Source organism: Burkholderia sp. Bmkn7 (assembly GCF_041103175.1).
Classification (GTDB): Bacteria; Pseudomonadota; Gammaproteobacteria; order Burkholderiales; family Burkholderiaceae; genus Burkholderia; species Burkholderia cepacia.
Genome location: NZ_JBGCUH010000002.1, coordinates 2,897,041 through 2,923,109 on the forward strand (window position 1 = coordinate 2,897,041; position 26,069 = coordinate 2,923,109).

Consider the following 26,069-nt stretch of genomic DNA (forward strand, 5'->3'; position numbering starts at 1 on the left):
GAGTCAAACGCCCGCACACGTGGCTGCACCGCCGCGCGCAACCTGCTGCCGGACTTGCGCCTGCGTACCGAGCGCAGCGGCAATCGCATCGACCGCCTCGGCCGCGCGCGCCGCGCCGCACATGAACGCGTCGACGGCCGCGAAGCGATGCTCGGGCCACGTATGGATCGTGATGTGCGATTCGGCGAGCAGCACGACACCCGTCACGCCGTGCTCGCCGCCGAAATGATGGAAATGCGCGCCGATCACGCGCGCGCCCGCCTGCCGCGCCGCTTCGGTGAGCAGCGTCTCGAGCCGTGCGGCGTCGCGCAGCAACGCCGCGTCGATGCCGGCCAGGTCGGCCAGCACGTGCGAGCCGAACGTCGCGCGCGGCGGCGCGATCCCGTCGCGCGCGATCATTTGTGCGACCCGTACGACGAGTAGCCGCTGCGCGCCGACGAACTGCCCCAGCCCCCGCCGCCCGAACCGCTGCCGCCGATCGACGCGCAGCTGAACAGCGTGACGACGATCAGGCCGTAGACACCGTAGAGGATGTACCGGATCACGCGTTGCCCCCGTCCGACGCAAAACTCTTCCACAGCCATTCAGGCAGCCACAGCACCAGCAGGCCGACCAGCACGTAAACGGAGCGGCCGCTGAACGAGAACAGCGCGCCCATGTTCAGGATCACGAGCAGCGCGCTGAACACGAGCGGCAGCGGCGCGAAACTGTGCGGGCCTTTCCGGCCGAACAGGCCGGTCGACGCGCTAGCGCCCGTTGCCGCCGCAGCCGCGGCCGTCGCGAGCGCCGGCGTGCCGAAGCGTTCGGCGAGCGTGCTGCCCGACAGCGGCCGCGCGCGCGACCAGACGATCTCCGCGTCGCTGCGCTCGCGCGTCAGCTTGTCCTTCTGCCAGCCATAGTCGATGATCGACGTGCGATCGCCGACCTGCACGCGCCAGTTGAACGCGCCGACCACGTAGACGACCTCGGAGTCGTATTCCTCGCGCAGGCGGTAGGTCTTGCCGCCGTCGGTCACGTCGGACTCGCTGCCGATCGTCGGCCACTGGTCGAGCACCTGCACACGCTCCCAGCGCCCTTCGCTCTGCACGAGCCACAGGAAACCGCGCTTCGGGTTCAGCAGCAGGTATTCGTCCCACGTCTCCTCGTCGCCCGGCACGCGGCAGCGCATCATCCCGATCACCGTGTACTTCACGCCGTCGAACGTGCCGATCGCGCCGAGTTCCAGCGCCCCCTTCACCGCGTCGAGCTTGCGCTGTGCCGCGAACACGGTCTGCTGCTCGGCCGTGCACTGCACGCCCGCATGGCAACTGCCGCACACCACGTAGTCGGCCACGTTCGGCGCATACGACAGCGGCGCGCCGCAGCTCGGGCACGCGAACGGCACCATCTCCGCACCGCGCTTCTCGCGCGTATCGTTGTCGGTATCGCGCAGCCCGGTGAACGCGAGCGCATCGAACTCCAGCGCTTCTCCCGTGTAGACGGCCGGACTCCCGCCGTTCGAATCGGCGTCGGAATAGTCGTACGTCGCGAATGCGTTGCCGGTTCGCAGGTCGACGACGCGCGCCTCCCAGCCGGCATCGACGCGGAACGGCAGCTCGCCGTCGCCGCCCGTGCAGCGCGCGGTGCGCACGTCGGACACGAGGAACGCGCGGCCGCCGTGGTCGATCCGCATGCCCGGCTCCAGCGTGCCGAACGCGGGCCACGCGCCGCCGGACGCATCGTCGGGCTCGCGCACCGTCACCGCGTACTGGCCCGACGCATCCGACAGCCAGCCGAACGTGCCGTCGTCGAACACGACATACCACTCGCTCCACACGCCGGCGTCGTAGGTCATCTGGATGCGCCCGAGCACCGTGAACGTGCGCTTGCCGTAGCGCCCGGCCGTGCCGATCTGGATCGGCGACGCGTCGTCGAGCACCGTGGCCAGTTCGCCAATCCGCTCGACGTCGGTCCCGCGCTTGAGCAGCGTGCTGCGGCAGAACGCGCAGACGGCCATCACGGCCGCCGCCGAGCGAAACTCGACCGGCGCGCCGCACTGGGGGCACGAGGTACTGAACATGCGCGACGCTTACCGGGTGAGCTTCGCGAGGATCTCGGCCTTCGCGCGCGAATATTCGTCTTCGGTCACGAGGTCCTTGTCGAACAGCGTCTTCAGCTGTTCGAGCCGCTGCACGTAGTCGGTGCCTTCCGCCGGCGCGGCCGCCACCGGCGCTGCAGCGGGCGCGGGCGGCGCGGCCGGCGCCGGTTGCGCGGCGCCCGCGATCTGGCCGGCCATCGCCTGACCGATCGCCGCGCCCGCGGCGAGCCCCGCGCCGACGCCCGCGATGCCGCCCGGGTTCTGCGCGGCGAGCGGAATCGCCTGCGCGGTCTGGTACTGCGTGGCGCGTGCGAGATCGCCGGCCATCCCCGCGCCGATCCGCAGGTCGAGCGCCTTCTGCAGTTCCGCCGGCAGCGACACGCTCTCGACCGCGAACGCGTCGAGCGCGAGGCCGTAGCGCGTGAACACAGGCGCCAGCGCGTCGGCGACACGCTGCGACAACAGCGACTGGTTCGCGGCCATGTCGACGAACGGCACGTCGGCCGAGCCGAACGTCGTGCTCATCGCGGTCACGACGAGGTTGCGCAGTTGCTGTTCGACCTCGTCGACCGTGTACTGCGCGCGCGTGCCGCTGACCTCGCGATAGAACGCGGCCGCGTCGACGATCCGGTACGAGTAGATGCCGAACGCGCGCACCTGCACGAAACCGAATTCGCGGTCGCGGATCGTCACCGGCTGCGCGGTACCCCAGCGGCGGCCGAGCTGCAGCCGCGTGCTGAAGAAATAGACGTCCGACTTGAAAGGCGACTGAAAGAATTTGTCCCAGTTCTTCAGGTACGTGAGCACCGGCAGCGTATTCGTTTCCAGCGTGTACAGCCCCGGCTGGAACACGTCGGCCACCTTGCCTTCGTTGACGAAGATCGCGACCTGCGTTTCGCGCACGGTCAGCTTGCCGCCGTACTGGATTTCCTGGTCTTCCATCGGGTAGCGCCAGGCCAGCACGCCGTCGGTGTCTTCCGTCCATTGCAGGACGTCGATGAACTGCTTGCGGATAAACGATCCCAGACTCATGTCGGTCTCCTCGAAACGCGTGGCGCGTCAGGTCAGGCAGGCGGCATTGATGATGCCGACGACGAGCGACGCGGTGCCCATCAGGCCGCCCATTGCGACGTTGCGATCCTCGATCGCATGATTCATGCCGGGCATCAGGCGCGTCAGCGCCGCATAGGTGATCAGTTGCACGACCATCGCGCCGACGGCCCAGATCACGACTTCGCCGAGTGTGGAATTGTGCGCGATGCTGGACGCGAGCGTCAGGCAGAAGCCGATCAGCGCACCGCCGAACGACAGCGTCGCGGCCGCGTTGCCGTCGCGGATCAGCGCCAGTTCGTCGAACGGGGTGACCTTCAGGTACACTGCCGCGAACACAAGAAGCAGCACGAACGCCGACAGTAAATGAACCGCATAGAGATAGGCACTATTCATTCTTTCCCTCGGATTTTGTGCTCGGTTCGCCGCCCCGTCGCCGGCCGGCCCCCGCAGGGCCGGCGGACAAAATTCCGCGCCAGTATATCCACATTGCCGAACACTGCACAACGGATGCGCCATGCTGCATAAGCGTGCGCTCGTCCTGTCGATTCTCGTGCTCGCGTCGTGCGGGCTCGGCTACGAACTGATCAGCAGCGCCCTGTCGAGCTACCTGCTCGGCGATTCGATCCTGCAGTTCTCGTCGGTGATCGGCAGCTACCTGTTCGCGATGGGGATCGGCTCCTGGCTCGCGAAGTTCGTCGAGGACGACGACGTGCTCGACCGCTTCGTCGATATCGAGCTGCTGGTCGGCCTGCTCGGCGGCGTGTCGGCCGCGCTGCTGTTCGCGGTATTCGCCTGGCTCGCCGAGCCGTTCCGCGCGGCGCTTTACGCACTGGTGCTCGCGCTCGGGCTGCTGATCGGGATGGAGATCCCGCTCGTGATGCGCGCGTTCCAGCAGCGTCGCCAGGCATTCCGCCATACCGTCAGCGAAGTGCTGACGTTCGACTATCTCGGCTCGCTCGCCGTGTCGCTGATCTTTCCGCTCGTGCTCGCGCCGCGCCTGGGCCTGCTGCGCACCAGCTTCCTGTTCGGGCTCCTGAACGCCTTCGTCGCGCTGTGGACGACGCACCTGTTCCGCGACGAGATCCGCAACGTGCGCGGCAAGCTGATGCGCGCGTCGCTCGTGATCGGGCTGCTCGTCGCCGGCTTCGTGCTGTCCGACCGCATCACGCACTGGGCCGAACACGGCGTGTACGGCGACGAGACGATCTATTCGGAAACGACACCGTACCAGCGCATCGTGCTCACCCAGTGGCACGACGACATGCGGCTGTACCTGAACGGCAACCTGCAGTTCTCGTCGCGCGACGAGCATCGTTATCACGAAGCGCTGATCCACCCGACGATCGACGCACTGCCGTGGGCGAAGCGCGTGCTCGTGCTCGGCGGCGGCGACGGGCTCGCGGTGCGTGAACTGCTGAAGCACCGCAACCTCGAACAGATCACGCTCGTCGATCTCGACCCCGCGATGACGAAGCTGTTCTCGACGTCCGCCCCGCTCGTCAAGCTGAACCAGGGCTCGCTGAAGGACCCGCGCGTGCACGTGATCAACGATGACGCGATACGCTGGCTCGAATCGAACGCCGACGTGTACGACGCGATCGTGGTCGACTTCCCCGACCCGACCAACTTCGGGCTCGGCCGGCTGTATTCGGTGCCCGTGTTCCGGCTGCTCGCGCGCCACCTGTCGGAGAACGGCTATGCGGTGATCCAGTCGACGTCGCCGTATTTCGCGCCGCACGCGTACTGGACCATCATCGCGACGCTGCACGAAGCGGGGCTCAACACGTGGCCGTACCACTGCTACGTGCCGTCGTTCGGCGACTGGGGCTTCGTGATCGCCGGCAAGCGCCGCGATTTCACGGTCCCGACGCATTATTCGGTGCCCACCCGCTGGCTCGACGCGCAGACGGCCGCCGAGATGTTCCACTTTCCGGCCGACATGCCGGCGCTGCCGATGTCGCCGAACGAACTCAACGACCAGCCGCTCGTGCGCCGCTTCGACGACGACTGGAAGCACGTGCTGCGCTGATGGACCGCCGCACGTTCCTCGTCGCGTCGGCCGCCGCATCGCTCGCCGCCTGCGGGCGCACCGGCTGGATCGAGACGACACCGCAGGTCGGCTACCCCGGCATGCGCGAAGGCCATGCGCTGCGCGACCATGCGACGCTGCCGCCGCCTTCCGGCACGATCGAAACCGACGTCGCGATCCTCGGCGCGGGTGCCGCCGGGCTGTCGTGCGCATGGCAGCTTGCGCGTGCAGGGCACACGCACTTCACGGTGCTCGCGGGCCCCGAATTCGGCGGCAATGCCGCCGGCGGCCGCTTCGGCGATCTCGGTTATCCAAAGGGCGCGCACTACCTGCCGCTGCCGTCGCTCGAATCCGCGCACCTGCGCGACATGCTCGCCGATCTCGGCGTGATCGAATCCGCGCCGTTCTCCGCCCGCCCCGTGTACGACGAACGCGCGCTCGTGCATGCGCCCGACGAACGGCTCTTCATCGCCGGCCAGTGGCAGGACGGCATCGTGCCGACCGCCGGCCTCGGCGCAGACGAACTCGCGCAACAGGCGAAGTTCTTTGCCTACACCGACGGGCTGCGCACCGTGCGCGGCGCCGATGGCCGCAAGGTGTTCTGCATCCCGATTGCCGAATCGTCGCGCGACCCGCGCTGGCGCGCGCTGGACCGGCGCTCGTTCCGCCAGTGGCTGCTCGACGAGGGCTACACGGCAAAGGCGCTGCACTGGTACCTGAACTACTGCTGCCGCGACGACTATGGCGCCGGGTACGAGCGCGTGTCCGCGTGGGCCGGCCTGCACTACTTCTCGTCGCGCGGCGGCCACGCGGGCGATGCGAGCGACGGCGCGGTGCTGACCTGGCCCGACGGGCTGCACACGATGGTGACGAAGCTGAGCGATTCGATCACCGCGCGCACCGGCTCCGGCGCGTGGTCGCGCGACGGCTTCGCGGTGCGCGCGACCGAACGCGCGGGCGGCGTCGACGTGCTGTGCGCGCGCGTCGGCAACGACGGTGCGCTGTCGACGTTCATGCTGAAGGCGCGGCGCGTCGTGAGCGCGATGCCGCTGTTCGTCGCGGCGCGCGTGTTTCCGCAGCTTGGCGCATACGGCTTCGACCCCGCGCGCGACCTGCCGCCGCGCGCGCCGTGGCTCGTGTCCAACTTCCTGCTCGACGGCATGCCGGCCGAGGAAGCGGGCGTGCCGCTCGCGTGGGACAACGTCGTGTACGACGGCGCGGCGCTCGGTTATGTCGTGTCGACGCACCAGCTGATCCGGATGTCGCCGCCGACGCGTTCGGTGTTTTCCGCCTATCAGGCATTGAGTACGCAAACGCCGGACGACACGCGCCGCTGGCTTGCCCAGGCCAGGCCCGACGCGTTGCGCGAACAGGCGGCGATCGACCTGCAGGCCGTCTACGGACGCGAACTCTGGAAGCACGCGACGGCGCTCGAGATCACCGTGCGCGGCCATGCGATGGCGACACCCGACGTCGACTTCCTGAGCCGGCCGGGGCTGCTCGCGCTGCGCGAGGCCGACGGCCGCGTCGTGTTCGCGCATGCGGACCTGTCCGGGCTGTCGCTGTTCGAGGAAGCGTCGTACTGGGGCATGCTCGCCGCCCGGCGCGTGCTGGCCTGACCGCCGTCATCCGTCATTGCGGCGCCGCCGCCAGCCGCTATAATCGCGCGACATTCCGACTGCATTGAGCAGGCCGACGGTGCCGCGCCGTCCGACGCGCCGTATGCCCTCCTCGACAACAACAATGACGAACCGAACCATCCGACGCCTTCGCCCGTTCGTGCGCGCCGCCGCGCGCGTGCTCGCCTGCACTGCGCTGCTCGGCGTGCCGCCGGCGCTGCATGCGGCCGACACCGCGGCCACCGCCGGCACCGCACCCGCCTCCGGGCGCTACATCGTCGTCGACACCGGCCATACGCCCGCTCACCCGGGCTCCACCGGCGCGAGCGGCCGCGTCGAATACCTGTACAACCTCGATCTGTCCGCGGCGGTCGCCGAAAAACTCGCCGCGCATGGCGACCGCGTGCTGCGCACGTCGGCCGACGGCCGCGAGATCTCGCTCGACCAGCGCTCGACCCAGGCGCCCGACGCGAACCTGTTCGTGTCGATCCATCACGACTCGATGCAGCAGCAGTTCATCGACGCCGGGCGGCAGCGCGAATTCCGCGGCTTCTCGGTGTTCGTGTCGGAACGCAATCCGCACTATGCGGAAAGCCTGCGTTGCGCGAAGGCGATCGCCGAGCGGCTGGTCGCGGCCGGCGAACGGCCGTCGCTGTATCACGCGCAGCCGATCCGCGGCGAGAACCGCCCGCTGATCGATCCGCCTCTCGGCATTCACCGCTTCGACGATCTCGTCGTGCTGCGCACCGCGCCGATTCCGGCGGTGCTCGTCGAGGCCGGCGTGATCGTCAACCCGGACGAGGAGGCACGGCTTGCGCGTCGCGAGACGATCCAGAAGCTGTCCGCCGCGATCGCGGGCGGGATCGACGCGTGCACCGCGCCGCTATAAACGATGCAATCGCCCATCGGGCCCAACGGTTTTCACCCAGTCAGGAGCATCACCATGAAAAAGAAGAATCTGCTCGCATCCTGCGCACTGCTCGCGCTTGCCGTTCCGTTCGCCGCGCACGCGGCCGGCTGCGGGAAGCCGCGCAGCGCGTTCGACCAGGTGTACTGCACCAGCACGCAGTTCTCTCAGTCCGATCGCGATCTGAACGACGAATACGGCCGCCTGCGCAAGCAACTGAGCGGCGACCAGCAGGCCGCGCTGAAGGCCGGCCAGCTCGCATGGCTGAAGCAACGCGATGCGCAGTGCAGCGAAACGCGCAACAACAGCTACCTCGTGGACATCCAGTGCGCGAACGACATGACGCAGTCGCGGCTGTCGTTCCTGCGCGAGCGTGAGCGCGAGTGCTCGAGCACGGGTTGCGTGACGTCCAGGCTCGGCGAGTAAGCTCGCCGGACGCGGTGTGCCGCCGTGCAGGTCGCGGCACGCCGCCTTCGAAAGACACGACGATGCGGCATGAATTCTCCGAAGTCCTCAACGACCTGATCGACTGTTTCCTCGTCGGCGATCTTCTGCTGCTGAAGCGCTACAAGGAAACACATCGGCTGCCGGACAACGTCGCGTCCGCGTTCACGACCGGCGACAGCGGCGACAACGCCGTGCTCGAAGGCGTCGTCATTCCGCTGGCCGGTATCGAGAACCATCCGTATACGGTCATCTTCACGCTGGACGACGACACGCCCGAACTGCTGAAGGCCGGAAGCCGCCTGCAGCATCGGCGCGGCGGATACGTGCTGCGCGTCGAACACCGTTCGGTGATGCTTTACACGTGGCGCATTCTCGAACGCTTCAACGACGAATCGGTGAACGCGCTGCTTGCGCGTTATCGCGAACCGGGCCGGCCCGTGATCGACCTCGACAACGGCTGGTACGACGTCGAAGTCCTCGGTGGCGAAGTGCCGCGCAACGGCTGGTTCGAACCCGCGTTCGAGTTCGTGCTGAAGCGGACCGATACGCCGGGCGACGCGTCGCAAGTGGATCTCGGCTACCGTTTCGCGATCGACGGCAGCCTGGATCCGGCGGAATGAATCCCGCGCGCGGCAACGCGGCAAACGGCACACGATCTGACGAGGCTCGCATGACACCGAACACGATGGCGATCGACATCCGCACGGCCACCTCCGCCGACGCGCCGGCCATCGCCGACATCCACGTCGCATCGTGGCGGGCGACCTACACGGACATCATGCCGGCGGCGTTCCTCGCCGGCCTGTCGGTCGACAAGCGCACGGCCTCGTGGCGCGGTGCGTTCGACGCCGGGCGGCCGCACGTCGCACTCGCGGTCTCGGTCGCGGACAACACGCCGGCAGGCTGGATCGCCTACGGTCCGACACGCGACACCGACAAGGATCGTGCGTGGGGAGAAATCGAAGCGATCTATCTGCACCCGTCGTATGGCGGCCGGGGGATCGGCGCGGCGCTGGTCGACCATGCATGCCGGTCGTTGCACGACCTGGGCCATGCGTGGGTATCGCTGTGGGTCCTGCTCAAGAACCGTCGGGCCAGGGCGTTCTACGAACGCGAAGGCTTCGTCGCCGAAGACGACATCAAGACGTTCGAGATCGACGGGACTCCTATCGAAGAGGTGCGCTATTGGCGCGCGTTACCGAAGCGATCGCGTTGACGGTTTCGCCGCCTCCACCGCCAGCCGCGCCTGCATCATCCGCAGCAACTCGCGAATCTTCGCGTTGACCGAATTCCGGCTCGCATAAGCGGCAAGCAGTTCCAGCGGCGCCGGCGCCATCTCCAGCGGCACGCGCACCAGCCGCCCCTCGGCCAGTTCGACCGCGCACGCGCGCTCGACGAGAATCGCGAAGCCGATCCCGTTCACCGCGGCCAGCCCAGCCATTTCGCCGCTATTGACGCGATACCGGCTCGCCACCGGAATCTTGTGAATCCGCCCTTCACCGTCGGCAAATTGCCACGGCTGCCCTTTCAGCGTGCTCAACGTCGTGATGCACGGCAGTTGCGTGAGCTGTTCCGTCCGGGTCGGCAAGCCAACTCGCGCGACGAGCGACGGCGCGGCCACGACGACGCTCGGCAAACTCACGAGCGGCCTGACGACGAATGCGCTGTCGTCCAGCTTCCCGCGATTGACGATGATCGACAGGTCGATATCGTCGCGCAGCGTCGACACGCCGGCGAGGCTCGTATCGCAGTCGATTTCGACGCGCGGGTGACGGCTCGCGAATTCCGCGACGATCGGCCCGAGCATGCGCGGCCCGATTTCGCCGGGCACGCAGAGCTTCAGCACGCCGCGCAGTTCCGTCTGCTGCGACGTCAGTTCGGATTCGGCCTGCGTCAGCGCATCGAGCATCGGTCGCGCGCGCTCGTGAAGCAAACGCCCGGCCTCGGTCATGCGCAAGTGCCGCGTACTGCGCTCGAGCAGACGCACACCGAGCCTCGACTCCAGTTGCGCCACGTGACGGCTCACGTTGGAAGCCGGCATCTCGAGCACGCGCGCGGCGCCGGCGAAGCTGCCTTCGTCGACGACCGCCACGAACACACGCACCGCGTTCAGATCCAGCTTGCTCCGCATCATTAGCCCATTTCAGGTATCAAAGCGTGCCGATTTTCACGGCTTATCCCGCCCGAGACCATAATTTACGATGCTCATCCCGTCAATGCGACGCCGACGCGCGAACCCGCGACCCGGCGAGCACGCGAATGACACAAGGAAGGAGCACGATGGAAATCGCCATTCTGGGCGCCGGCATTGCCGGCATGAGCACCGCACTCGCACTCGCCGAACGCGGCCACCGGATCGGGTTGTACGAACGCCGGCCATCGGAATCGACGATGGGCGCGGGCGTCGTGCTGTGGCCGAATGCCGGCTTCGTGCTCGAGCAACTCGGCCTGCTGCCGGACATCGTCGAGGTTGGCGGCCACCTGCACGCGATGCGACGCATCGACCGGCACGGCACCGCGCTCAAGGCTACCGATATCCGCGCACTCGACCGCCGCATGGGTTTCCCGACGTATTCGATCCTGCGGCGCGACCTGCAGGCCGTACTGGCACGGCACGTCGCCGCGCGCGGCATCGACGTCCGCTTCGGCCACGGGGCGACGACCATCGAAACCGGAACGGACGGCCGCGCCATCGTTCACTTTGACAACGGAACGACGATCGCCCCCGATCTCGTGATCGGCGCCGACGGCCGCATGAACTCCGTCGCGCGACACTACGTGGTCGGTCACAACACGCCCGTCTACCAGGGATTCGTCAACTGGATCGGTATCGCACAAAGTGATGTGCCGCTGGTCGACGAGGTGTCGGTATTCGACTACTGGGGCGTGCGCGAGCGCTTCGGCATCGTCGCAATCGACCGGCATCGGATGTACTGGGCGGCGGCATGGCCCGAAACCGGCCCGGGCGAGGTGACGGAAAGCGATCCTGCGACGATGCTGGAACGGCGCTTCGCTGCGTGGCCGGCCCCGGTCGCGGACGTGATACGTGCGACACCGTCGGACACGATCACGAAGATCCACGTGCACGATCTCGATCCGGTCGACGTGTGGCACCGCGACAACGTGCTGATGATCGGCGATGCCGCTCACGCCCCGCTACCGACCTCCGGACAAGGCGCTTGCCAGGCGCTCGAGGACGCGTGGCATCTTGCCCGTTGCCTCGACGAGCACGCGGCACGCAACGACAGCAACCTCGATGCCACGCTCGCCTCCTTCACGCTGCGGCGCCGCTCGAAAACCACGGCAATCACCGAGCGTGCGCGTGATTTTGCACAGCTGCTGTTCGGCGAAAACGTCAACGAAAGCGCGCGACAACAGATCGACCCGGTCGCGGAAATCGAGGCCCTGACAAACGCGTGGGGCGCGCACCTGCCGATGGCGCAGGCGCGCTGACGACAAGACGCACGAGTGTCGGCATCCGCTTACAGAAACCACCGATACTCGCGCGCACCGATTTCATTGCGAAAATCCAGCTCCTCCTGCCGCTTGTTCTCGCAATACACCATCACGAACTCGCTGCCGAGCCCTTCGCGCACGGCCGGATGATCCTGCATCGCCGCGACGGCCGACAGCATCTCCTTCGGGAAATCGATCCCGCTGCCGCGATCCTCGTTGAGCGGCGCGATCGGCTCGATCCGTGCATCGAGCCCATGCTCCATCCCGGTAAGAATCGCGGCGAGCACCAGATAAGGGTTCGCGTCCGCGCTCGCGAGCCGGTGCTCGATCCGCAGGTTGCGCGCATCCGACTCGGGAATCCGGATGCACGCATCGCGATCCTCGAAGCCCCAGCTTGCGCGGCTCGCCGCATTCACCATCGATCCGTAGCGCCGGAACGCGTTGTGATTCGGCGCGAACACGGGCATGCAGTGCGGCAGCACCGCGAGGCATCCGGCCACCGCGTGCCGCAGCGGCTGCTGCCCGTCCGCCGCGAGCAGGTTGCGCCCCGCATCGTCGTAGAGGCTCACGTGCACGTGCATCCCGCTGCCGGGCGCATGCAGGTACGGCTTGCCCATGAAGCTCGCGCGATAGCCGTGCTGCAACGCGACGCCGCGCGTGCTGCGGCAGAACAGCGCCGACCAGTCGGCCGCGCGCAACGCATCGTCGGTGTGGCCGAAATTGATCTCGAACTGGCCGGGACCGAGCTCGGCCGTGATCACCGTCGCGTCGACGCCCTGCTCGCGCGCAGCCTCGACCATCTCGTGCAGCACGTCGGAGAAGCGCGACAGGCGCTCGATATGCATGTTCGGCTGATCGTCGCGATCGTCGCTCAGGCGGTCGCGCGGATACTGCGGCATCCCTTCCGCGAGCTGCGCGGCGAACAGGTAGAACTCGAGCTCGAACGCGACGACCGGCCGGATGCCGCGCGCCGCGAAACGCCGCAGCACGCGCGCGAGCACCTCGCGCGGCTCGAACTCGATCGGCGAATCGGTGCCGTCGGAGCTGATCAGCATCTGCGCGAGCGGCTGCCGCTCCCAGCGCACGGGCTTCAACGTGCCGGGAATCAGCCGGCGCGGCGCGTCCGGGTCGCCGTCGTTGAAGCAGTAGTCGCCGATCTTGTAGAGGCCGCCCTGCGTGCCGAGCAGCACGCAATTCTGCGGCAGCTTCAGCAACGAGCCCGACGCGACCTTTTCAAGCGCGTCGATCGGGTAGCGCTTGCCGTAGAAATGCCCGGGCAGGTCGAGGCAGATCAGGTCGACATAACGGATCTCGGGGTGCGCCTGCCGGAATGCGCGGACTTCACCGACCAGCGCGGGAACGACGTCAGCCATGTCTCATCCTTTCCATGTCTTGTATGGCGGTGCCGCAGCGCGGCGAACCGGATTCACGCGCATGCATCACGTCGCATGCATCATGTCGATCAGTACTGCAAACAGGCTGCGTGGCGGGGCGGCCCGTCATGCCGCCCGCCCCGCCGACCACTCAGGTGAATACCCAGATCACGCGCGTCGGCGCGTCGGTCAGGTTGGCATAACGGAAACGCTTGTGCGCGGGGAGCTGGAATGCGTCGTTCGGGCCGAGCGTGACCGGTGTGTCGTCGCCGTCGATCCAGATCGTCAGTTCTCCTTCGAGCACGAAACCGCCCTGCTCGTCGCTGTCGTCGACGGGCCGCTCGCCGCTGCTCGCGCCCGGCGCGAGATGGCTTTCGAGGATCGAGAAGCGCGAGCGCATGTTCGGCGACACGAGGATGTCGGTAATGCCGGCCGCGTAATACACGGTGCGCCGCTCGTCGGGCCGCGTGACCCACGGCACGCTGCGCGGCTTGCTCAGGCTGTAGAAATAGGTGGTCGGCACGCCGAGCGCCTCGCCGATCGCGGTGAGATCCGCGACCGTCGGGCGCGACAGCCCGCGCTCGACCTGCGACAGAAAGCCGACCGAGCGGCCGATCCGTTCCGCGAGATCGTTGAGCGTGACCTTGCGATGCTTGCGCAGGTCGCGGATCAGGATCGCCAGGCTTTCTATCTCTTCCTGTTCGTTCATGGTGGGTTCCGGTGTACTCAAACGGTATCGCGCAGACGGTACCAGGCCTTGCCGACCGCTTCCAGCGGCGCGGCGAGCCGGTCGCCGCCGGGGAAGCGCGGGTTGCGGATGCGCTGGTACTGCGCAAGCAGGCGTTCGTCGCCGAGCACGGCGTCGGCCACCGCGCGCGCGCCCGCGAGCGTCGGCAGCACGCCGTGCCCCGAGAAACCCTGCAGCCAGAAACGCTGCCCGAGGCGGCCGATGTCCGGCGTGCGGCGCATGCTGATGTCGATATGGCCGCCCCACGCGTAATCGAGCGGCACGCCGGCCAGCTGCGGAAACACGCGCTCGAGGTGCGGGCGCGTGGCCGCCGCGATATCGGCCGGAATGCCGCCGAGATACGTGCAGCCGCCGCCGAACAGCAGCCGGTTGTCGGGGCTCAGCCGGAAATAGTCGGGCACGAACTGGTTGTCGATCACGCAACTGTTCCGCGGCAGCAGCGAACGCGCGACGTCGGGCGCGAGCGGCGCGGTCGCGACCTGGTACGTGCCGACCGGCAGCAGCCGGCGCGCGAGGTCGCGATCGAGCCGGTCGACATACGCGTTGCAGGCCAGCACGAGGACGTCCGCGCGCACTTCGCCGCGCGCCGTGCGGGCGACGTGGCCCCCGGCCGTTTCGCGGCAGTCGAGCACGCGGCTCTGCTCGAAGATGCGGCCGCCCGCGCGCTCGATCGTCCGGGCGAGGCCGAGCGCGAGCTTCAGCGGGTTCAGGTGGCCGGCCTCGGGATCGTAGAGCGCCGCGAGATAGCGCGTGCCGCCGATCCATTCGGGCAGGTCGGCCCGCTCGATCACGCGCAGCCGGTCGTAGCCCCAGCGCTCGGCCGCTTCGTCGCGGGCCTGCGCAAGCATCGCGACGCGGCGCGGCCGCACCGCCGCCCACAGGCTGCCGGGCCGATAGTCGATGTCGAAACCATGCCGCCCGGGCAGTTCCCGCACCTCGGTCGCGGCCCAGCGCATGCTGTCCCACAGCAGGCGCGCGCCGTCACGGCCGAGCGAATCCTCGAGCGGCTGCATGTCGCACGACCAGCCGAGCAGCGCCTGCCCGCCGTTGCGGCCCGACGCGGCCCACGCGACGCGGCTCGCTTCGAGCATGACGACCCGCTTGCCGGCGAGCGCAAGGCGCAGCGCCGTATGCAGCCCGCTGAACCCCGCGCCGACGACGAGCACGTCGGCGTCGATGCGCTCGTCCAGTTCCGGACGATGCGGGATCGGCTCCGGATACGTACCGGCGTAGTAGCTTGCGACGTGACGGTCGGACTGCACGAACATGCGGACTCCCGTGAAATTCTTGCCGAGAAATTTCATGAAAAAGTAGCATGACAATTTCACGGGGGCAAGCGGGCTGTCGCGATGCGTCCAACTTGATGTCGAGATGCATCCAACTTGGAATCTTTTTCGTCCAAGTTGAAACCTGCAATCCGACTGAGGCCAGCCCAATTTCCGTCGCGATATTGGTTGGGAAATTCCGGTGTGTCCTGAGATCGACTACGCTCGCTTGATGATTGCGGCCGCACGAGCGAAGGGTGCGATTACGTCCGCACTACCCCCACCTTCGACTAATTTGAGTCGCCCTGAGCGAACCCGGTAGTAAGACCGAAAGCGTCGAGGATTGTCACTGATGTCTTAGCCATGCGCTTCGCCATCGCCTCTGGATTCTGCCGCGCGGGACCTTGGCGAAGCCAGTGCACCGCCGTCCAGACCAAACCACCACCCAACACGGTCAGGCAATCCTCTTCCGCTTCCGTTCGGATTCCTTCATAGGGCGGGAGGATGCGACCTGCGACGAACGTAATGAGGTCATCGAAAAAAGTCGATGTCGCTGCGTCGTTGAATACGGTCAGATAGAAAGACTCATGGGCCAGCAAATGCTGAAGGATCAGCGCCGTTTCCACTTCCATCGACTTGACAAACGCGACGTTCGACGGGTTCAGCAGCTTGCCCTGCTCCTCGACGAACGTGAATGCATTCTCGAGCCTAGCCAACGCCGCCCGCTGAGCAGCAACCTGAAGGTCGGGAAAGTGCTGATAGAAAGTGGGACGAGCGATACCTGCACGCTGCACCAGTTGAGCAATGCTGAGCTTGCTCAGGGGCGCCTCGTCGAGCAGTTCCGTCACGGCACGGACGAGGGAATCGTAACTTCTCTGAAAGCGTGGATCGGCGGGATTAGGGCTTACATCAGGTGGCATAAAAAGCTCTGGACACGTCTTTTTGTCTATTTTACATTCGTTCAATAGATTGAGATGCGACGCTTCGACATGTCCTTGTGAAAGGTTATTGAAATGAAATCCTCCGCCCTCGTTCCGCAGCCGCCTCTGAAGCCCATCATCGGTCACCTGATGGAAGTCCTCGGGCCATCGCCGCTCGCAAAGATGATGGATCTCGCACGAACCTACGGGCCGGTCTACTGGTTCGAGGTGTTCGGGCAAGGTTACTACGTTGTCAGCGGACAAGCACTCGTCGACGAGGTGTGCGACGAAAGCAGGTTTCAGAAATCCGTACACCAATCTCTGCTTGAACTGCGGCCGGCTATCGGAGATGGGCTATTTACCGCATTCAGCAACGAGCCGAACTGGGCGAAGGCGCATCGCGTATTGATGCAGTCTTTCGGTCCACTCAGCATCTGGTCCATGTTCGACAAGATGGTCGACATCGCCGACCAGATGTTTCTCTATTGGGAACGATTCGGCCCCGAGACGGCTGTCGATGTCTCCGACCACATGACTCGCCTGACGCTCGACACGATCGCCTTATGTGCGTTCGATTGTCGCTTCAATAGCTTCTACCGTGAAGACCAGCATCCGTTTGTGGATGCGATGGTCAATACCCTCAGCGAGGCGGGAAAGCGCGAGTTGCGGCCGAAACTGGTGTCGAAGCTGATGCTCAACCGGAGTCGCAAGTTCGACGCGGATATCGAGCTCATGCGATCGCTCGCGACCAAAATGATCGAAGACCGGCGGAAGAACCCGCACGACAACGAAGAAGCGATGGACCTGCTGGACCGGATGCTGAACGGTGTGGATCCGGTGACGGGCGAGAAGCTCGATGACGAGAATATCGTTTTCCAGATGATCACGTTTCTCATCGCCGGGCATGAAACGACGAGCGGGCTCCTGTCCTTTGCCACCTATTTCCTGCTCAAGAACCCGGACGTTCTGCAACGAGCACGGGACATGGTCGACGAGGTCGTCGGCAACGACACGCCACGGATCGAGCATCTGGCGCGACTGCGCTACATCGAACAAATCCTGATGGAAACGTTGCGGATCTGGCCGACGGCCCCGGCCTTCGCCGTCACCCCGCTCGCCGACACCACGTTCGGCGGGAAATATCCGGTGTCTCCCAACGACATCATCATGATCCTGACGCCCATGTTGCATCGCGACGTAAGTGTCTGGGGCGAGGACGTCGAGGCATTTCGTCCCGAGCGATTCGAACCGGAGAATGCGGAAAAACTTCCGCCGAATTCGTGGAAACCCTTCGGCAATGGCGCACGCGCATGTATCGGCCGGCCGTTCGCAATGCAGGAAGCGCACCTCGTCCTGATCATGCTGCTTCAGCGATTCGATTTTTCCTTCGCCGATCCGAACTACGAGCTGCAAGTCGCCGAAACCCTTACGCTCAAGCCTACCGGCCTGCGTATCAACGTGCGGCCACGGGCGCGAGGTGTGCGCAAGGTATCGAACGACAACCTTCGCGTGCGTGCGAGCATCGAAACACCGAACGTCGATCAGGCTCCGGCGGTCTCCGACAAGGACGCGTCGAAGATGCTGGTCCTGTTTGGCGGGAACACGGGTTCGTCGGAATCGTTCGCTCGTCGCATTGCAGGCGACGCCGGTCGCCATGGATTTCATGCCACCTGCGCTCCTCTGGACGCGTTCGCAGGAAAGATCGATGGATTTCCTGCGATCGTAGTCGTTACTGCTTCCTACGAAGGCCAGCCGCCCGACAATGCAATCTCGTTTCTTCCCTATATCGAGGCGATGAGCGAAGGGGCGCTGGGCGGAGTCAAATTTTCTGTTCTTGGATGCGGCAACAAGCAGTGGGCAAGAACGTATCAGGCGATCCCCAAGCGCGTCGACGCAGCCTTCGAAAAAGCCGGCGCCACGCGCGTTCACGCCAGAGGCGAGCTGGATTCGGGTGGTGACTTCTTTGGCGAGTTCGATCGATGGTATGCCGAGCTCTGGAATCGTTTTGCGATCAGCTTCGGGAAAGATACGTCGGTTGCGCAAAACAACAACACCGCACTCAACGTCAGCTTCCTGAATAACGTTCGCGAGAAATTGCTCAGCGTTGACGATATGACGCACGCGACGGTGATCGACAATAGAGAGCTCGTCGATATTAGTGCGCCGGGAAGCCGGTCGAAGAAGCACATGGAACTGAAGTTGCCGGAGACGATGACCTATCGCTCCGGCGACTACCTGGCCGTTCTGCCTCGCAATTCCAAACGGAACGTCGATCGCGTCTTGCGCCGGTTTCGCCTGAGCTGGGACACGCAGGTGGTCATCGACGGGACATCGAGCAATCCGCGCCTTCCGCTCGGCCAGGCAATCAGTTGCGGCGAGCTGCTTTCGAGCTACGTTGAACTTGCCGTTCCGGCCACTCGATCGCAAGTCTCCATCCTTGCCACGGCCACTCGCTGTCCGCCCGAGAAGGTCGATCTCGAGCGCCTGAGCACGGGCGACTTCGAATGCGAGATTCTGGAAAAACGAACCACCGTCATGGATCTGCTCGAACGCTTCGGCTCCGTCGATTTGTCGTTCGACAAGTTCCTCGACATGCTCCCCGCGTTGAAAGCGCGCCAGTACTCGATTTCGTCGTCCCCCCTCTGGAAAGCAGATCACGTGACGCTGACGGTTGCCGTAGTCGATGCACCAGCACTCTCCGGCAACGGCCGTCACGAAGGGGTGGCGTCGTCGTATCTCGCGCGACTCGACGCGGGTGACAGTGTGTCCGTTTCGGTCAGACCGTCGAATGCACGCTTTCGTCCGCCAGCCGAATCGAACCTTCCGATGATCTTGATTTGCGCGGGTTCCGGTATTGCCCCGTTCCGCGGCTTTCTGCAAGAGCGTGCAATACAGAAACAGCGGGGAGAAAACGTCGGCCCGTCGTTGCTTTTCTTCGGAATCGATGACCCCGACGTCGACTTTCTCTATCGGGATGAGCTTGAAGAGTGGGCTAACTTGGGGGTGGTCGAAGTGATGCCGGCCTATTCCAACCGCCCGGAGGAAGGCGCTCGCTTCGTCCAAGACAAAGTATGGCTCGAGCGGGAAAAAATCGCCGCGCTGTTTGCGCAAGGCGCCACTGTTTATGTATGCGGGGATGGCAAGAACATGGCGCCAGCCGTACGTGCCACGCTCGGTCGGATTTACCAGGACTCAACCGGCGCGAATGACGAAAGCGCTCACGCGTGGATCGACACGATGGAGCGCGAGCATGGCAGGTATGTTGCCGACGTGTTCGCATGACGGTGACGACGGTCATGCAGATTGCAATTTGTTGAGAAGAGCAATCGCGCACTTGAACAACCTCTCCACCGCTCTCCCTCACTCGAGCAACTAGCTTCTCGATTCCGGCCAGCACCGTTTGCCATCGCCTCCTCCCATCCGGCTCCGGTCGATCTTCGACCGGGGCCGGATGAGAAATTTTGTCTTTCCATTCGAAACGACACCGCCACACGCCCGAACATCCGTCGACCGGATCCGCACGCCGCCTCACGTTCAGCGAACAACTCATTTCCCACGTACACGCTGGCGCTGCCCGATATCACTCATTGGAAAATCATTCGGAAAGCGAACGGGTTAACCATGATCGACCCTGGATGCGCACAGTGATAATTTTCATGTCACGTGACTTGATCATTTGATCATATTTCCGGGAACACACCGCATCACCGGATACTCCCCCGACCAGATTCCACGTGTGTCATGTCCGGCATCGAGCCGTAGCCTTCGGGTTCTCGAAACATGGGTGTGACGAGCACGCACTCCGTTACCTACCGCGTACACTTCGAGGAACGAATGACCAAAAATATTCTGAACAATTTGAACTCTCTCCCCATCGTCTCAAAGACGACTAGCGCCCAAGAGATCGTATCGCTGATGAATCAGTACGGCGGAGTTCGAATCAAGGCTTACCTGTCGCAAGAACAGGTCGCGAACGTCAATCGCGAGGTGGATGGTCCGCTCGAGAGGCTTCGCGAAGGATCGTCACACGAAAATGAGTTGATCAAGGAATTCCACGGCGCGCATACAAAGCGCCTGACGAACATGATCACGCACAGCAAGACTTTTGGCAGCGTGCTCGACGACGATCTCTTTCATGCGCTCGGTGAAGTGCTATACCGAGAAGAGTCCGGCGACTGGTGGTTGTCGACCGCCCAGGTGATCGACATCGGCCCCGGGAACACCGCGCAAATGCTGCATCGCGATGTCGGTAACTTCCCGCCTCTGTGCGCGCTCGGAATCAACGGTCCCACCGTGTTTACCAACCTGATGATCGCCCTTACGCGCTTCACCGAGGAAAACGGCGCCACCCGAATTATTCCGGGGAGCCAAAACTGGGACGAGGACTACTTCAACAGCAAGGGCACCCCCGAAATGACCATCGCCGCCGAGATGGATGCCGGCGACGCTTTGTTGTTTAGCGGGAAGGTGATCCATGGCGGCGGTGCGAACGTGACGAAAAACGAGCGCCGACGCGGGCTCACGCTGCCGATGCAGCCGTCCTACCTGACCCCGGAGGAAGCGTATCCGTTCATCGTGGATATGGACATCGTGAGAAGCCTGTCGAAACGCGTCCAGCGAATCATCGGCTTCCGTTCTCAATATCCGGCTGGAACGCCAGGCCTGTGGCAAGTCGACTACGACGATATTGCAACGCACCTGGGTCTTTGAGCCACGAACAGAGGCCTGAACCGATCCGGAGCGGGCGATTCCCCTCCGGATTTCACTATTCACTCCAAGGCCGCTACATAAACACTACCAACGAGACAACCCATGAAGATTGATCTGACGAACCGTGTTGCGATCGTGACCGGCGCCGGTGCAGGCCTCGGCCGCGAGCATGCACTGCTGCTTGCCCGACTGGGGGCAAAGGTCGTGGTCAACGACCTGGGCAGCGACGTGAACGGCAACGGCGGCTCTGCCACAGCCGCACAGCGGGTCGTCGACGAAATCGTCGCAGCCGGCGGCGAGGCCGTCGCGAACAGCGCATCGGTAACCGATTACGAACAGGTCCAGTGCATGGTCGACCAAGCACTTTCGCAATGGGGCCGGGTCGACATCCTGGTTAACAATGCCGGCATCCTGCGCGACAAGAGCTTCAGCAAGATGACGCTCGACGACTTTCGTGCGGTGATCGAAGTGCACCTGATGGGAGCGGTCAATTGTTCAAAGGCCGTGTGGGAAACCATGCGGCAGCAACGGTATGGCCGCATCGTGATGACGACGTCGTCGTCCGGCTTGTACGGCAATTTCGGGCAATCGAACTACGGCGCCGCAAAGATGGCGCTCGTAGGTCTGATGCAGACACTGGCCATCGAAGGCGAGCGATACGACATTCGCGTGAACTGCCTTGCGCCAACGGCCGGGACACGCATGCTCGAAGGCCTGATGTCGGCGGACACTCTCGACACGCTGTCGCCTGCGTCGGTCAGCCCCGCGGTAGCGGTTCTTGCCGCCGAAGACGCACCGAGTCGGATGATCTTGTGCGCGGGCGCAGGCAGCTTCGAGGCCGCACATATCACGCTGACACCCGGCATCCATCTCGGAACTGGCGACCAGATCGTTCACCAGCTCGCCCAGCGCCTTGACGAGGTCACGAGCCGGAACGGCGAGACCGTTCCTTCATCCGGGGCGGCCCAGGGCGATCTCGAACTCACCAAGGCCCGTGTCACCTCGGCGAATGCGCAGGAGCATTCGGCTGCATGACAAATCCCGGACAGCGCTCCGCAGCGGATCCCCCAGTTTATTGAAGAGATCCGGACGATTACGAAAGCAGCAGAAGCCAACTTACTCTATTCCATGACTAGCGAACTCACCCTCTCCCGTCGCGACGTGGAGTTCATTCTTTTCGACTGGCTGCAGGTCGAGTCTCTCGCTCGCCGGCAACGATATGCCGGGCAAGACCGAATCGACTACACATCCGTGCTCGATGTCTACGAATCGCTCGCCACGGATCTCTTCAAGCCGCATAACAAGAAAAACGACAGCAACGAACCCGCATTCGACGGAGAACGCGTCACCATCAATCCGGAAGTCGGTACCGCCTTGCGCGCATTTTCGGACGCCGGCCTGATCAGCGCGTCGTTCCCCGCCGAATGGAACGGCATGTGTCTGCCGAGCACCGTGGAGCGAGCCGGCATGGCTTATTTGCTTGCAGCCAATCCCGGCACCGCGGGCTATGCGTTTCTCACGATCGCCAATGCCAATCTGCTCATGGCCCACGGCGAACGGGAGCGCGTGGAGCATTATGTCAAGGCGATGTCGGAAGGCCGATGCTTCGGAACGATGTGCCTGTCCGAGCCGCAAGCCGGGTCGAGCCTGGCTGATATCCGCACGCGTGCGGTCCCGAGCAAGGACGGCCGCTACCGCCTGTTCGGCAACAAGATGTGGATTTCGGGCGGCGATCACGAGATTGCCGAGAATATCGTCCATCTGGTGCTGGCGAAGATTCCCGACGAGAACGGCCAGCTTCCGCCGGGAATCCAGGGCATCTCGCTCTTCACGGTTCCGCGCAAGTTGATCGGCCCCGACGGCCTGCCAGGCCCGAGAAACGATGTCGCGCTGGCGGGCATCAATCACAAGATGGGGTATCGCGGCACCGTGAACTGCCTGCTCAATTTCGGCGAGGGGCGCTACCGCCCGGAGGGCGAGGCCGGCGCAATCGGTGAGATTGTCGGTGAGCCCGGCAAAGGGCTGGCCTACATGTTCCACATGATGAACGAGGCGCGTATCTCTGTCGGCCTCAGCGCGGCCTCGATTGGATACACGGGCTACCTGCACGCGCTCGATTACGCAAAGACCCGCACGCAGGGCCGGCCACGCGGCGACCGGTCGCCAACATCCGGGCAGATTCCCATCATCGGCCATGCTGACGTCCGGCGCATGTTGCTGGCGCAGAAGGCCTATGTGTCCGGCGCGCTGGCGTTGTGTCTGTACGCGGCCCGTCTGAGCGACGATATCCATTCTCTGGAAGACGCCGACGGCCGGGATGAAGCACATCATCTGCTTGATCTGCTCACGCCCGTTGTCAAGAGCTGGCCATCGCAATGGGGCCTCGTCGCCAACGATCTCGCCATTCAGGTTCACGGCGGGTATGGGTACACGCGCGAATACAACGTCGAGCAGTTCTATCGCGACAACCGACTCAATCCGATACACGAAGGCACGTTCGGCATTCAGGCGCTCGACCTGCTGGGTCGAAAAACACGTGCAAACGGCGGTGTCGCCATGGCGGCTCTCGACAGGAGAATCGCTGCAACGGTATCCAGGGCGCGGTCGACTCCGTCGCTTCAGCGTCACGCCAGCACGCTCGAAAGCGCGTGGGAGCACATCCGCGTCGTCACCGACACGTTGCACAAGCACGATGACCCCGATGTCCAGTTGGCGAATGCGGCTGCCTATCTCGAAGCATTCGGGCATGTAGTCGTCGGCTGGCTTTGGCTCGATCAAGCAATTGTGGCCGCCACGCTCCAGGACAGCCCGACGGGAACCGACTTTCATCGCGGCAAACTCGCCGCGTGCGACTACTTCTTCGGATGGGAAATGCCCAAGGTGGCTGCGTGGCTCGCCGTTCTCGATCCGGTGGAGACGACCCCGCTCACCATGCCCGAACACTGGTTCTAACCTGGACTCAATGTCTCCATTTCACCTCCATCGCCTCATCAATAAGGATACCGTATGATTGATGCCGTCATCGTTTCCACCGCACGTACGCCCATCGGAAAGGCATATCGCGGTGCATTCAACCTCACGCACTCGCCTACCCTTCTCGGGCACGCAATCCGGCACGCGGTACTGCGTGCCGGCATCGAGCCGGATCGTATCGAAGACGCCGTGATCGGTTCGGTACTCAACGCCGGGACCGCTGGCGGCAATATCGCCCGACACGGCGTGCTGGCAGCCGGATTGCCTGCCAGCGTCGCTGCGCAAACACTCGACCGGCAATGTGCGTCCGGCCTGATGGCGATCGCGACGGCCGCCAAGCAGATCATGTGCGACGGGATGCAGGTCGTCGTTGCGGGCGGCCAGGAAAACATCTCGGCGGTACAAACGCGCTACTTCGAGTGGACCCGCGCCGACGAGGACCCCAATGTGCTGGCCGCGCAACCCGCGGCCTACATGCCGATGCTCGAGACCGCCGAGTTCGTTTCCCGCAAGTACGGGATCTCGCGGGACGTCCAGGATCAGTACGCACTCGATTCCCAGCTCCGCACCGCCGCCGCACAAGCCGCCGGCCGCTTCTCGAGCGAAATCGTTCCGATCACGACACAGAAGCTGGTCGTCGACAAAGCGACCGGCACGACGTCGAGGCATGAGGTCACGCTCACGCAGGACGAGGGAAATCGTCCCGGCACGACGCTCGAATCGCTGGCCACGCTCGCACCGGTAATCGACGGCGGTGTTGTGACGGCGGGTAACGCGAGCCAGCTTTCGGACGGTGCAAGCGCCTGCGTCCTGATGAACGGAAAAACCGCCGAGCAGATCGGGGCCACCCCTCTCGGTATCTATCGGGGCATGACCGTCGTCGGCAATGCACCGGAGGAGATGGGCATCGGTCCCATCTATGCGATCCCGAAGCTTCTGGAGCTTCATGGCCTCAAAACCGACGACATCGGTTTGTGGGAGCTCAATGAGGCGTTCGCCTGCCAGGCGCTGTACTGCCGTGAGAAGCTGGGAATCGATCCCGCGCGATACAACGTCAACGGCGGCAGCATTTCTATCGGCCATCCGTACGGGATGACCGGCGCGCGCATGGTCGGTCATGCCCTGATCGAAGGCAAAAGACGTGGTGCACGCTACGTCGTTGTTTCGATGTGTGTAGGCGGCGGAATGGGCGCGGCCGGCTTGTTCGAAGTCGCTTGAATCAATGCGTCTCATCCCGGGAACTCGAACATGGCGTTGCGTTCCCGGGATGTTCGCAAGAAATGATTTTCAAATTCAGCTCATCAAACACGGAGGCTGGGCATGGTGAAGCGCTTATTCATCGCAATCTCGCTTATCGCCGGGATATTTTTCGTATTGAGCCCGGGATTCATGGTTCTGTACCATATCGAGCATTACGACTCGACCCAATAAGGTTGGCCCGCCGGACATACTCCTTCCGCCTCGTGTGTTTCGAACCCGAAGCCCTTCGACTCCGGGACGCCCCGGCCGGCAAACAGCCGGAGGCCCGCTCACTGTCCCACCATCGCCGTGACGCCGGGCAACGTCGCCCGGCGTCACGTAGATCGAACTCGGCTCGCGACGGACCTTCGCCTCTCCCTTTCCATTGCATAAGTGAAGCAAGGCGTTTCGTCGGGCACGACAACTAGTTTTGATGTCGATGCATGGTACCAACGGCATAGCGTCGATTGATCTTTATTTCATCCTCCTGGGCGCGCTCCAAAGCACAATAGGCGAAATACAGTGAGACGGACATGTACGACCAGGAGAACATGGCGAGTGTGTAGAAAATCATGTGGTCGCTATCTCCGGGTATGTGGTAGAAGTCGTAGATACTCGCGATGATCTGCGTGGATACCAGTGCCAGTGTCACGCTCGCAGCGTTCCGGTTCTCTCCCGCGTCTATCAACTTCTTGATGACGTAGACCAGGTAGAGCGAGAACAAGGACCACATCACCAGATAGAAATACGGCTTGGGTCCGATCATGAAATCCGCTGCCCACAAAACAACGGTTCCCGCCAGTGCGCCTACCACATACATCACGTCACCTAATATCGACGGCTTGTATCGGTGCGTGACGGCCATCATCGCGGCAATGGTGATGACCGGCACACCGAATCCTCTGGAAAACGCGTCGCAAAAAATAGAAACTTCAAAAAAGGCGGGATTTCCCGTCAAAGCATTGATCATCAAATTCGTTGCGGAGAACGTCACGACCAGCGACTCGAACCCGAGCAGACCATTTCGCTTAACGAGATACTTCACACCACATATCAGCGAAGTCACTATCAAGGTGAGATCGGCAAGACAATAAAGATAAAATTTGATTTCCATGAAGAGATCCAGTGATAGTCGAGAATTTCATTAGTGCTCGAGCTCAACCGCGTTCGCGCCATTCCCTGCATCGCCTCCCGGCGCGAAATGGTCCGACCGATACCGGCCGGTTCCACACTGCCGTGTCAGGCAGCAGCCC

23 protein-coding genes are annotated in these 26,069 nt (G+C 64.0%); 12 read left to right on the forward strand and 11 right to left on the reverse strand.

All coding sequences use genetic code 11. From position 1 onward, the window contains the following. Positions 1-3: 3 nt before the first annotated feature. Genes speD through AB3K92_RS18980 form a run of 5 tightly spaced genes read right to left on the reverse strand, consistent with a single transcriptional unit; the run spans position 4 to position 3,523 of the window. Positions 4-399: an adenosylmethionine decarboxylase gene (gene speD, locus AB3K92_RS18960; protein ID WP_175850891.1), complete on the reverse strand. Its 396-nt coding sequence runs from the start codon at positions 397-399 to the stop codon at positions 4-6. After that, positions 396-545, reverse strand: a complete 150-nt coding sequence (locus AB3K92_RS18965) for a hypothetical protein (RefSeq protein WP_153489189.1) — start codon at positions 543-545, stop codon at positions 396-398. The genes speD and AB3K92_RS18965 overlap by 4 nt, the downstream gene beginning before the upstream one ends. Then, a complete protein-coding gene (locus AB3K92_RS18970) occupies positions 542-2,059 on the reverse strand; it encodes a DUF4178 domain-containing protein (protein ID WP_369465619.1) in 1,518 nt (505 codons plus the stop codon). Before AB3K92_RS18970 ends, AB3K92_RS18965 begins: the two co-directional genes overlap by 4 nt. A gap of 9 nt (positions 2,060-2,068) precedes the next feature. Further along, positions 2,069-3,109 carry an SPFH domain-containing protein gene (locus tag AB3K92_RS18975; protein WP_369465620.1) on the reverse strand — a complete coding sequence of 347 codons (1,041 nt, stop codon included), beginning with the start codon at positions 3,107-3,109 and terminating at the stop codon, positions 2,069-2,071. 27 nt (positions 3,110-3,136) lie between these two features. Beyond that, positions 3,137-3,523: a DUF350 domain-containing protein gene (locus AB3K92_RS18980; protein WP_021163477.1), complete on the reverse strand. Its 387-nt coding sequence runs from the start codon at positions 3,521-3,523 to the stop codon at positions 3,137-3,139. Positions 3,524-3,644: 121 nt separating this feature from the next. Between AB3K92_RS18980 and AB3K92_RS18985 the strand changes: the two genes are divergently transcribed. From AB3K92_RS18985 to AB3K92_RS19010, 6 genes are all read left to right on the forward strand, one after another. Further along, a complete protein-coding gene (locus tag AB3K92_RS18985) occupies positions 3,645-5,159 on the forward strand; it encodes a polyamine aminopropyltransferase (RefSeq protein ID WP_369465621.1) in 1,515 nt (504 codons plus the stop codon). Further along, positions 5,159-6,778, forward strand: coding sequence for an NAD(P)-binding protein (locus AB3K92_RS18990; protein WP_369465622.1), 1,620 nt, complete (start codon positions 5,159-5,161; stop codon positions 6,776-6,778). The genes AB3K92_RS18985 and AB3K92_RS18990 overlap by 1 nt, the downstream gene beginning before the upstream one ends. A gap of 124 nt (positions 6,779-6,902) precedes the next feature. Next, the gene (locus AB3K92_RS18995) at positions 6,903-7,667 is read left to right on the forward strand and encodes an N-acetylmuramoyl-L-alanine amidase (protein ID WP_369465623.1); all 765 of its coding nucleotides are present in this window, start codon (positions 6,903-6,905) and stop codon (positions 7,665-7,667) included. Positions 7,668-7,721: 54 nt separating this feature from the next. Continuing rightward, entirely contained in the window at positions 7,722-8,111 is a 390-nt protein-coding gene (locus tag AB3K92_RS19000) for a lysozyme inhibitor LprI family protein (RefSeq protein WP_021163471.1), read from the forward strand. Between the two features lie 62 nt (positions 8,112-8,173). Beyond that, a complete protein-coding gene (locus AB3K92_RS19005) occupies positions 8,174-8,752 on the forward strand; it encodes a hypothetical protein (RefSeq protein WP_060156274.1) in 579 nt (192 codons plus the stop codon). 50 nt (positions 8,753-8,802) lie between these two features. Then, positions 8,803-9,348, forward strand: a complete 546-nt coding sequence (locus tag AB3K92_RS19010; protein WP_369465624.1) for an N-acetyltransferase family protein — start codon at positions 8,803-8,805, stop codon at positions 9,346-9,348. On the opposite strand, the gene AB3K92_RS19015 is transcribed toward AB3K92_RS19010, so the two are convergent. Further along, entirely contained in the window at positions 9,328-10,263 is a 936-nt protein-coding gene (locus AB3K92_RS19015) for a LysR family transcriptional regulator (protein ID WP_059485482.1), read from the reverse strand. The genes AB3K92_RS19010 and AB3K92_RS19015 overlap by 21 nt on opposite strands. A 149-nt stretch (positions 10,264-10,412) precedes the next feature. Between AB3K92_RS19015 and AB3K92_RS19020 the strand changes: the two genes are divergently transcribed. Beyond that, entirely contained in the window at positions 10,413-11,585 is a 1,173-nt protein-coding gene (locus tag AB3K92_RS19020; protein WP_124923188.1) for an FAD-dependent oxidoreductase, read from the forward strand. A 29-nt stretch (positions 11,586-11,614) separates the two neighbouring features. Here the strand turns inward: AB3K92_RS19020 and AB3K92_RS19025 are convergent, their stop codons facing one another. From AB3K92_RS19025 to AB3K92_RS19040, 4 genes are all read right to left on the reverse strand, one after another. Further along, a complete protein-coding gene (locus AB3K92_RS19025) occupies positions 11,615-12,961 on the reverse strand; it encodes a glutamine synthetase family protein (protein ID WP_021163466.1) in 1,347 nt (448 codons plus the stop codon). Between the two features lie 151 nt (positions 12,962-13,112). Then, complete coding sequence (locus AB3K92_RS19030; protein ID WP_021163465.1) at positions 13,113-13,670, reverse strand: helix-turn-helix domain-containing protein; 558 nt, start codon at positions 13,668-13,670, stop codon at positions 13,113-13,115. Between the two features lie 17 nt (positions 13,671-13,687). Further along, a complete protein-coding gene (locus AB3K92_RS19035; protein WP_042977943.1) occupies positions 13,688-14,977 on the reverse strand; it encodes an FAD-binding oxidoreductase in 1,290 nt (429 codons plus the stop codon). Positions 14,978-15,264: 287 nt separating this feature from the next. After that, the gene (locus AB3K92_RS19040; protein ID WP_059485469.1) at positions 15,265-15,822 is read right to left on the reverse strand and encodes a TetR/AcrR family transcriptional regulator; all 558 of its coding nucleotides are present in this window, start codon (positions 15,820-15,822) and stop codon (positions 15,265-15,267) included. A 165-nt stretch (positions 15,823-15,987) separates the two neighbouring features. Here AB3K92_RS19040 and AB3K92_RS19045 point away from each other — a divergent pair, with 165 nt between their 5' ends. The 5 genes from AB3K92_RS19045 (at position 15,988) to AB3K92_RS19065 (ending at position 24,795) form a co-directional block, all read left to right on the forward strand. Next, positions 15,988-19,176 carry a cytochrome P450 gene (locus AB3K92_RS19045; RefSeq protein ID WP_059485470.1) on the forward strand — a complete coding sequence of 1,063 codons (3,189 nt, stop codon included), beginning with the start codon at positions 15,988-15,990 and terminating at the stop codon, positions 19,174-19,176. Positions 19,177-19,728: 552 nt separating this feature from the next. Further along, positions 19,729-20,604 (forward strand): phytanoyl-CoA dioxygenase family protein, encoded by an 876-nt coding sequence (locus tag AB3K92_RS19050; RefSeq protein ID WP_059485485.1) that lies wholly within the window; start codon positions 19,729-19,731, stop codon positions 20,602-20,604. A gap of 102 nt (positions 20,605-20,706) precedes the next feature. Beyond that, positions 20,707-21,639 (forward strand): SDR family NAD(P)-dependent oxidoreductase, encoded by a 933-nt coding sequence (locus tag AB3K92_RS19055; RefSeq protein WP_059485471.1) that lies wholly within the window; start codon positions 20,707-20,709, stop codon positions 21,637-21,639. A gap of 93 nt (positions 21,640-21,732) precedes the next feature. Next, entirely contained in the window at positions 21,733-23,556 is a 1,824-nt protein-coding gene (locus AB3K92_RS19060; protein WP_059485472.1) for an acyl-CoA dehydrogenase, read from the forward strand. 54 nt (positions 23,557-23,610) lie between these two features. Then, positions 23,611-24,795 (forward strand): acetyl-CoA C-acyltransferase, encoded by a 1,185-nt coding sequence (locus AB3K92_RS19065; protein WP_034202090.1) that lies wholly within the window; start codon positions 23,611-23,613, stop codon positions 24,793-24,795. 445 nt (positions 24,796-25,240) lie between these two features. Here the strand turns inward: AB3K92_RS19065 and AB3K92_RS19070 are convergent, their stop codons facing one another. Beyond that, a complete protein-coding gene (locus tag AB3K92_RS19070) occupies positions 25,241-25,930 on the reverse strand; it encodes a hypothetical protein (RefSeq protein WP_059485473.1) in 690 nt (229 codons plus the stop codon). Between the last annotated feature and the right edge of the window lie 139 nt (positions 25,931-26,069).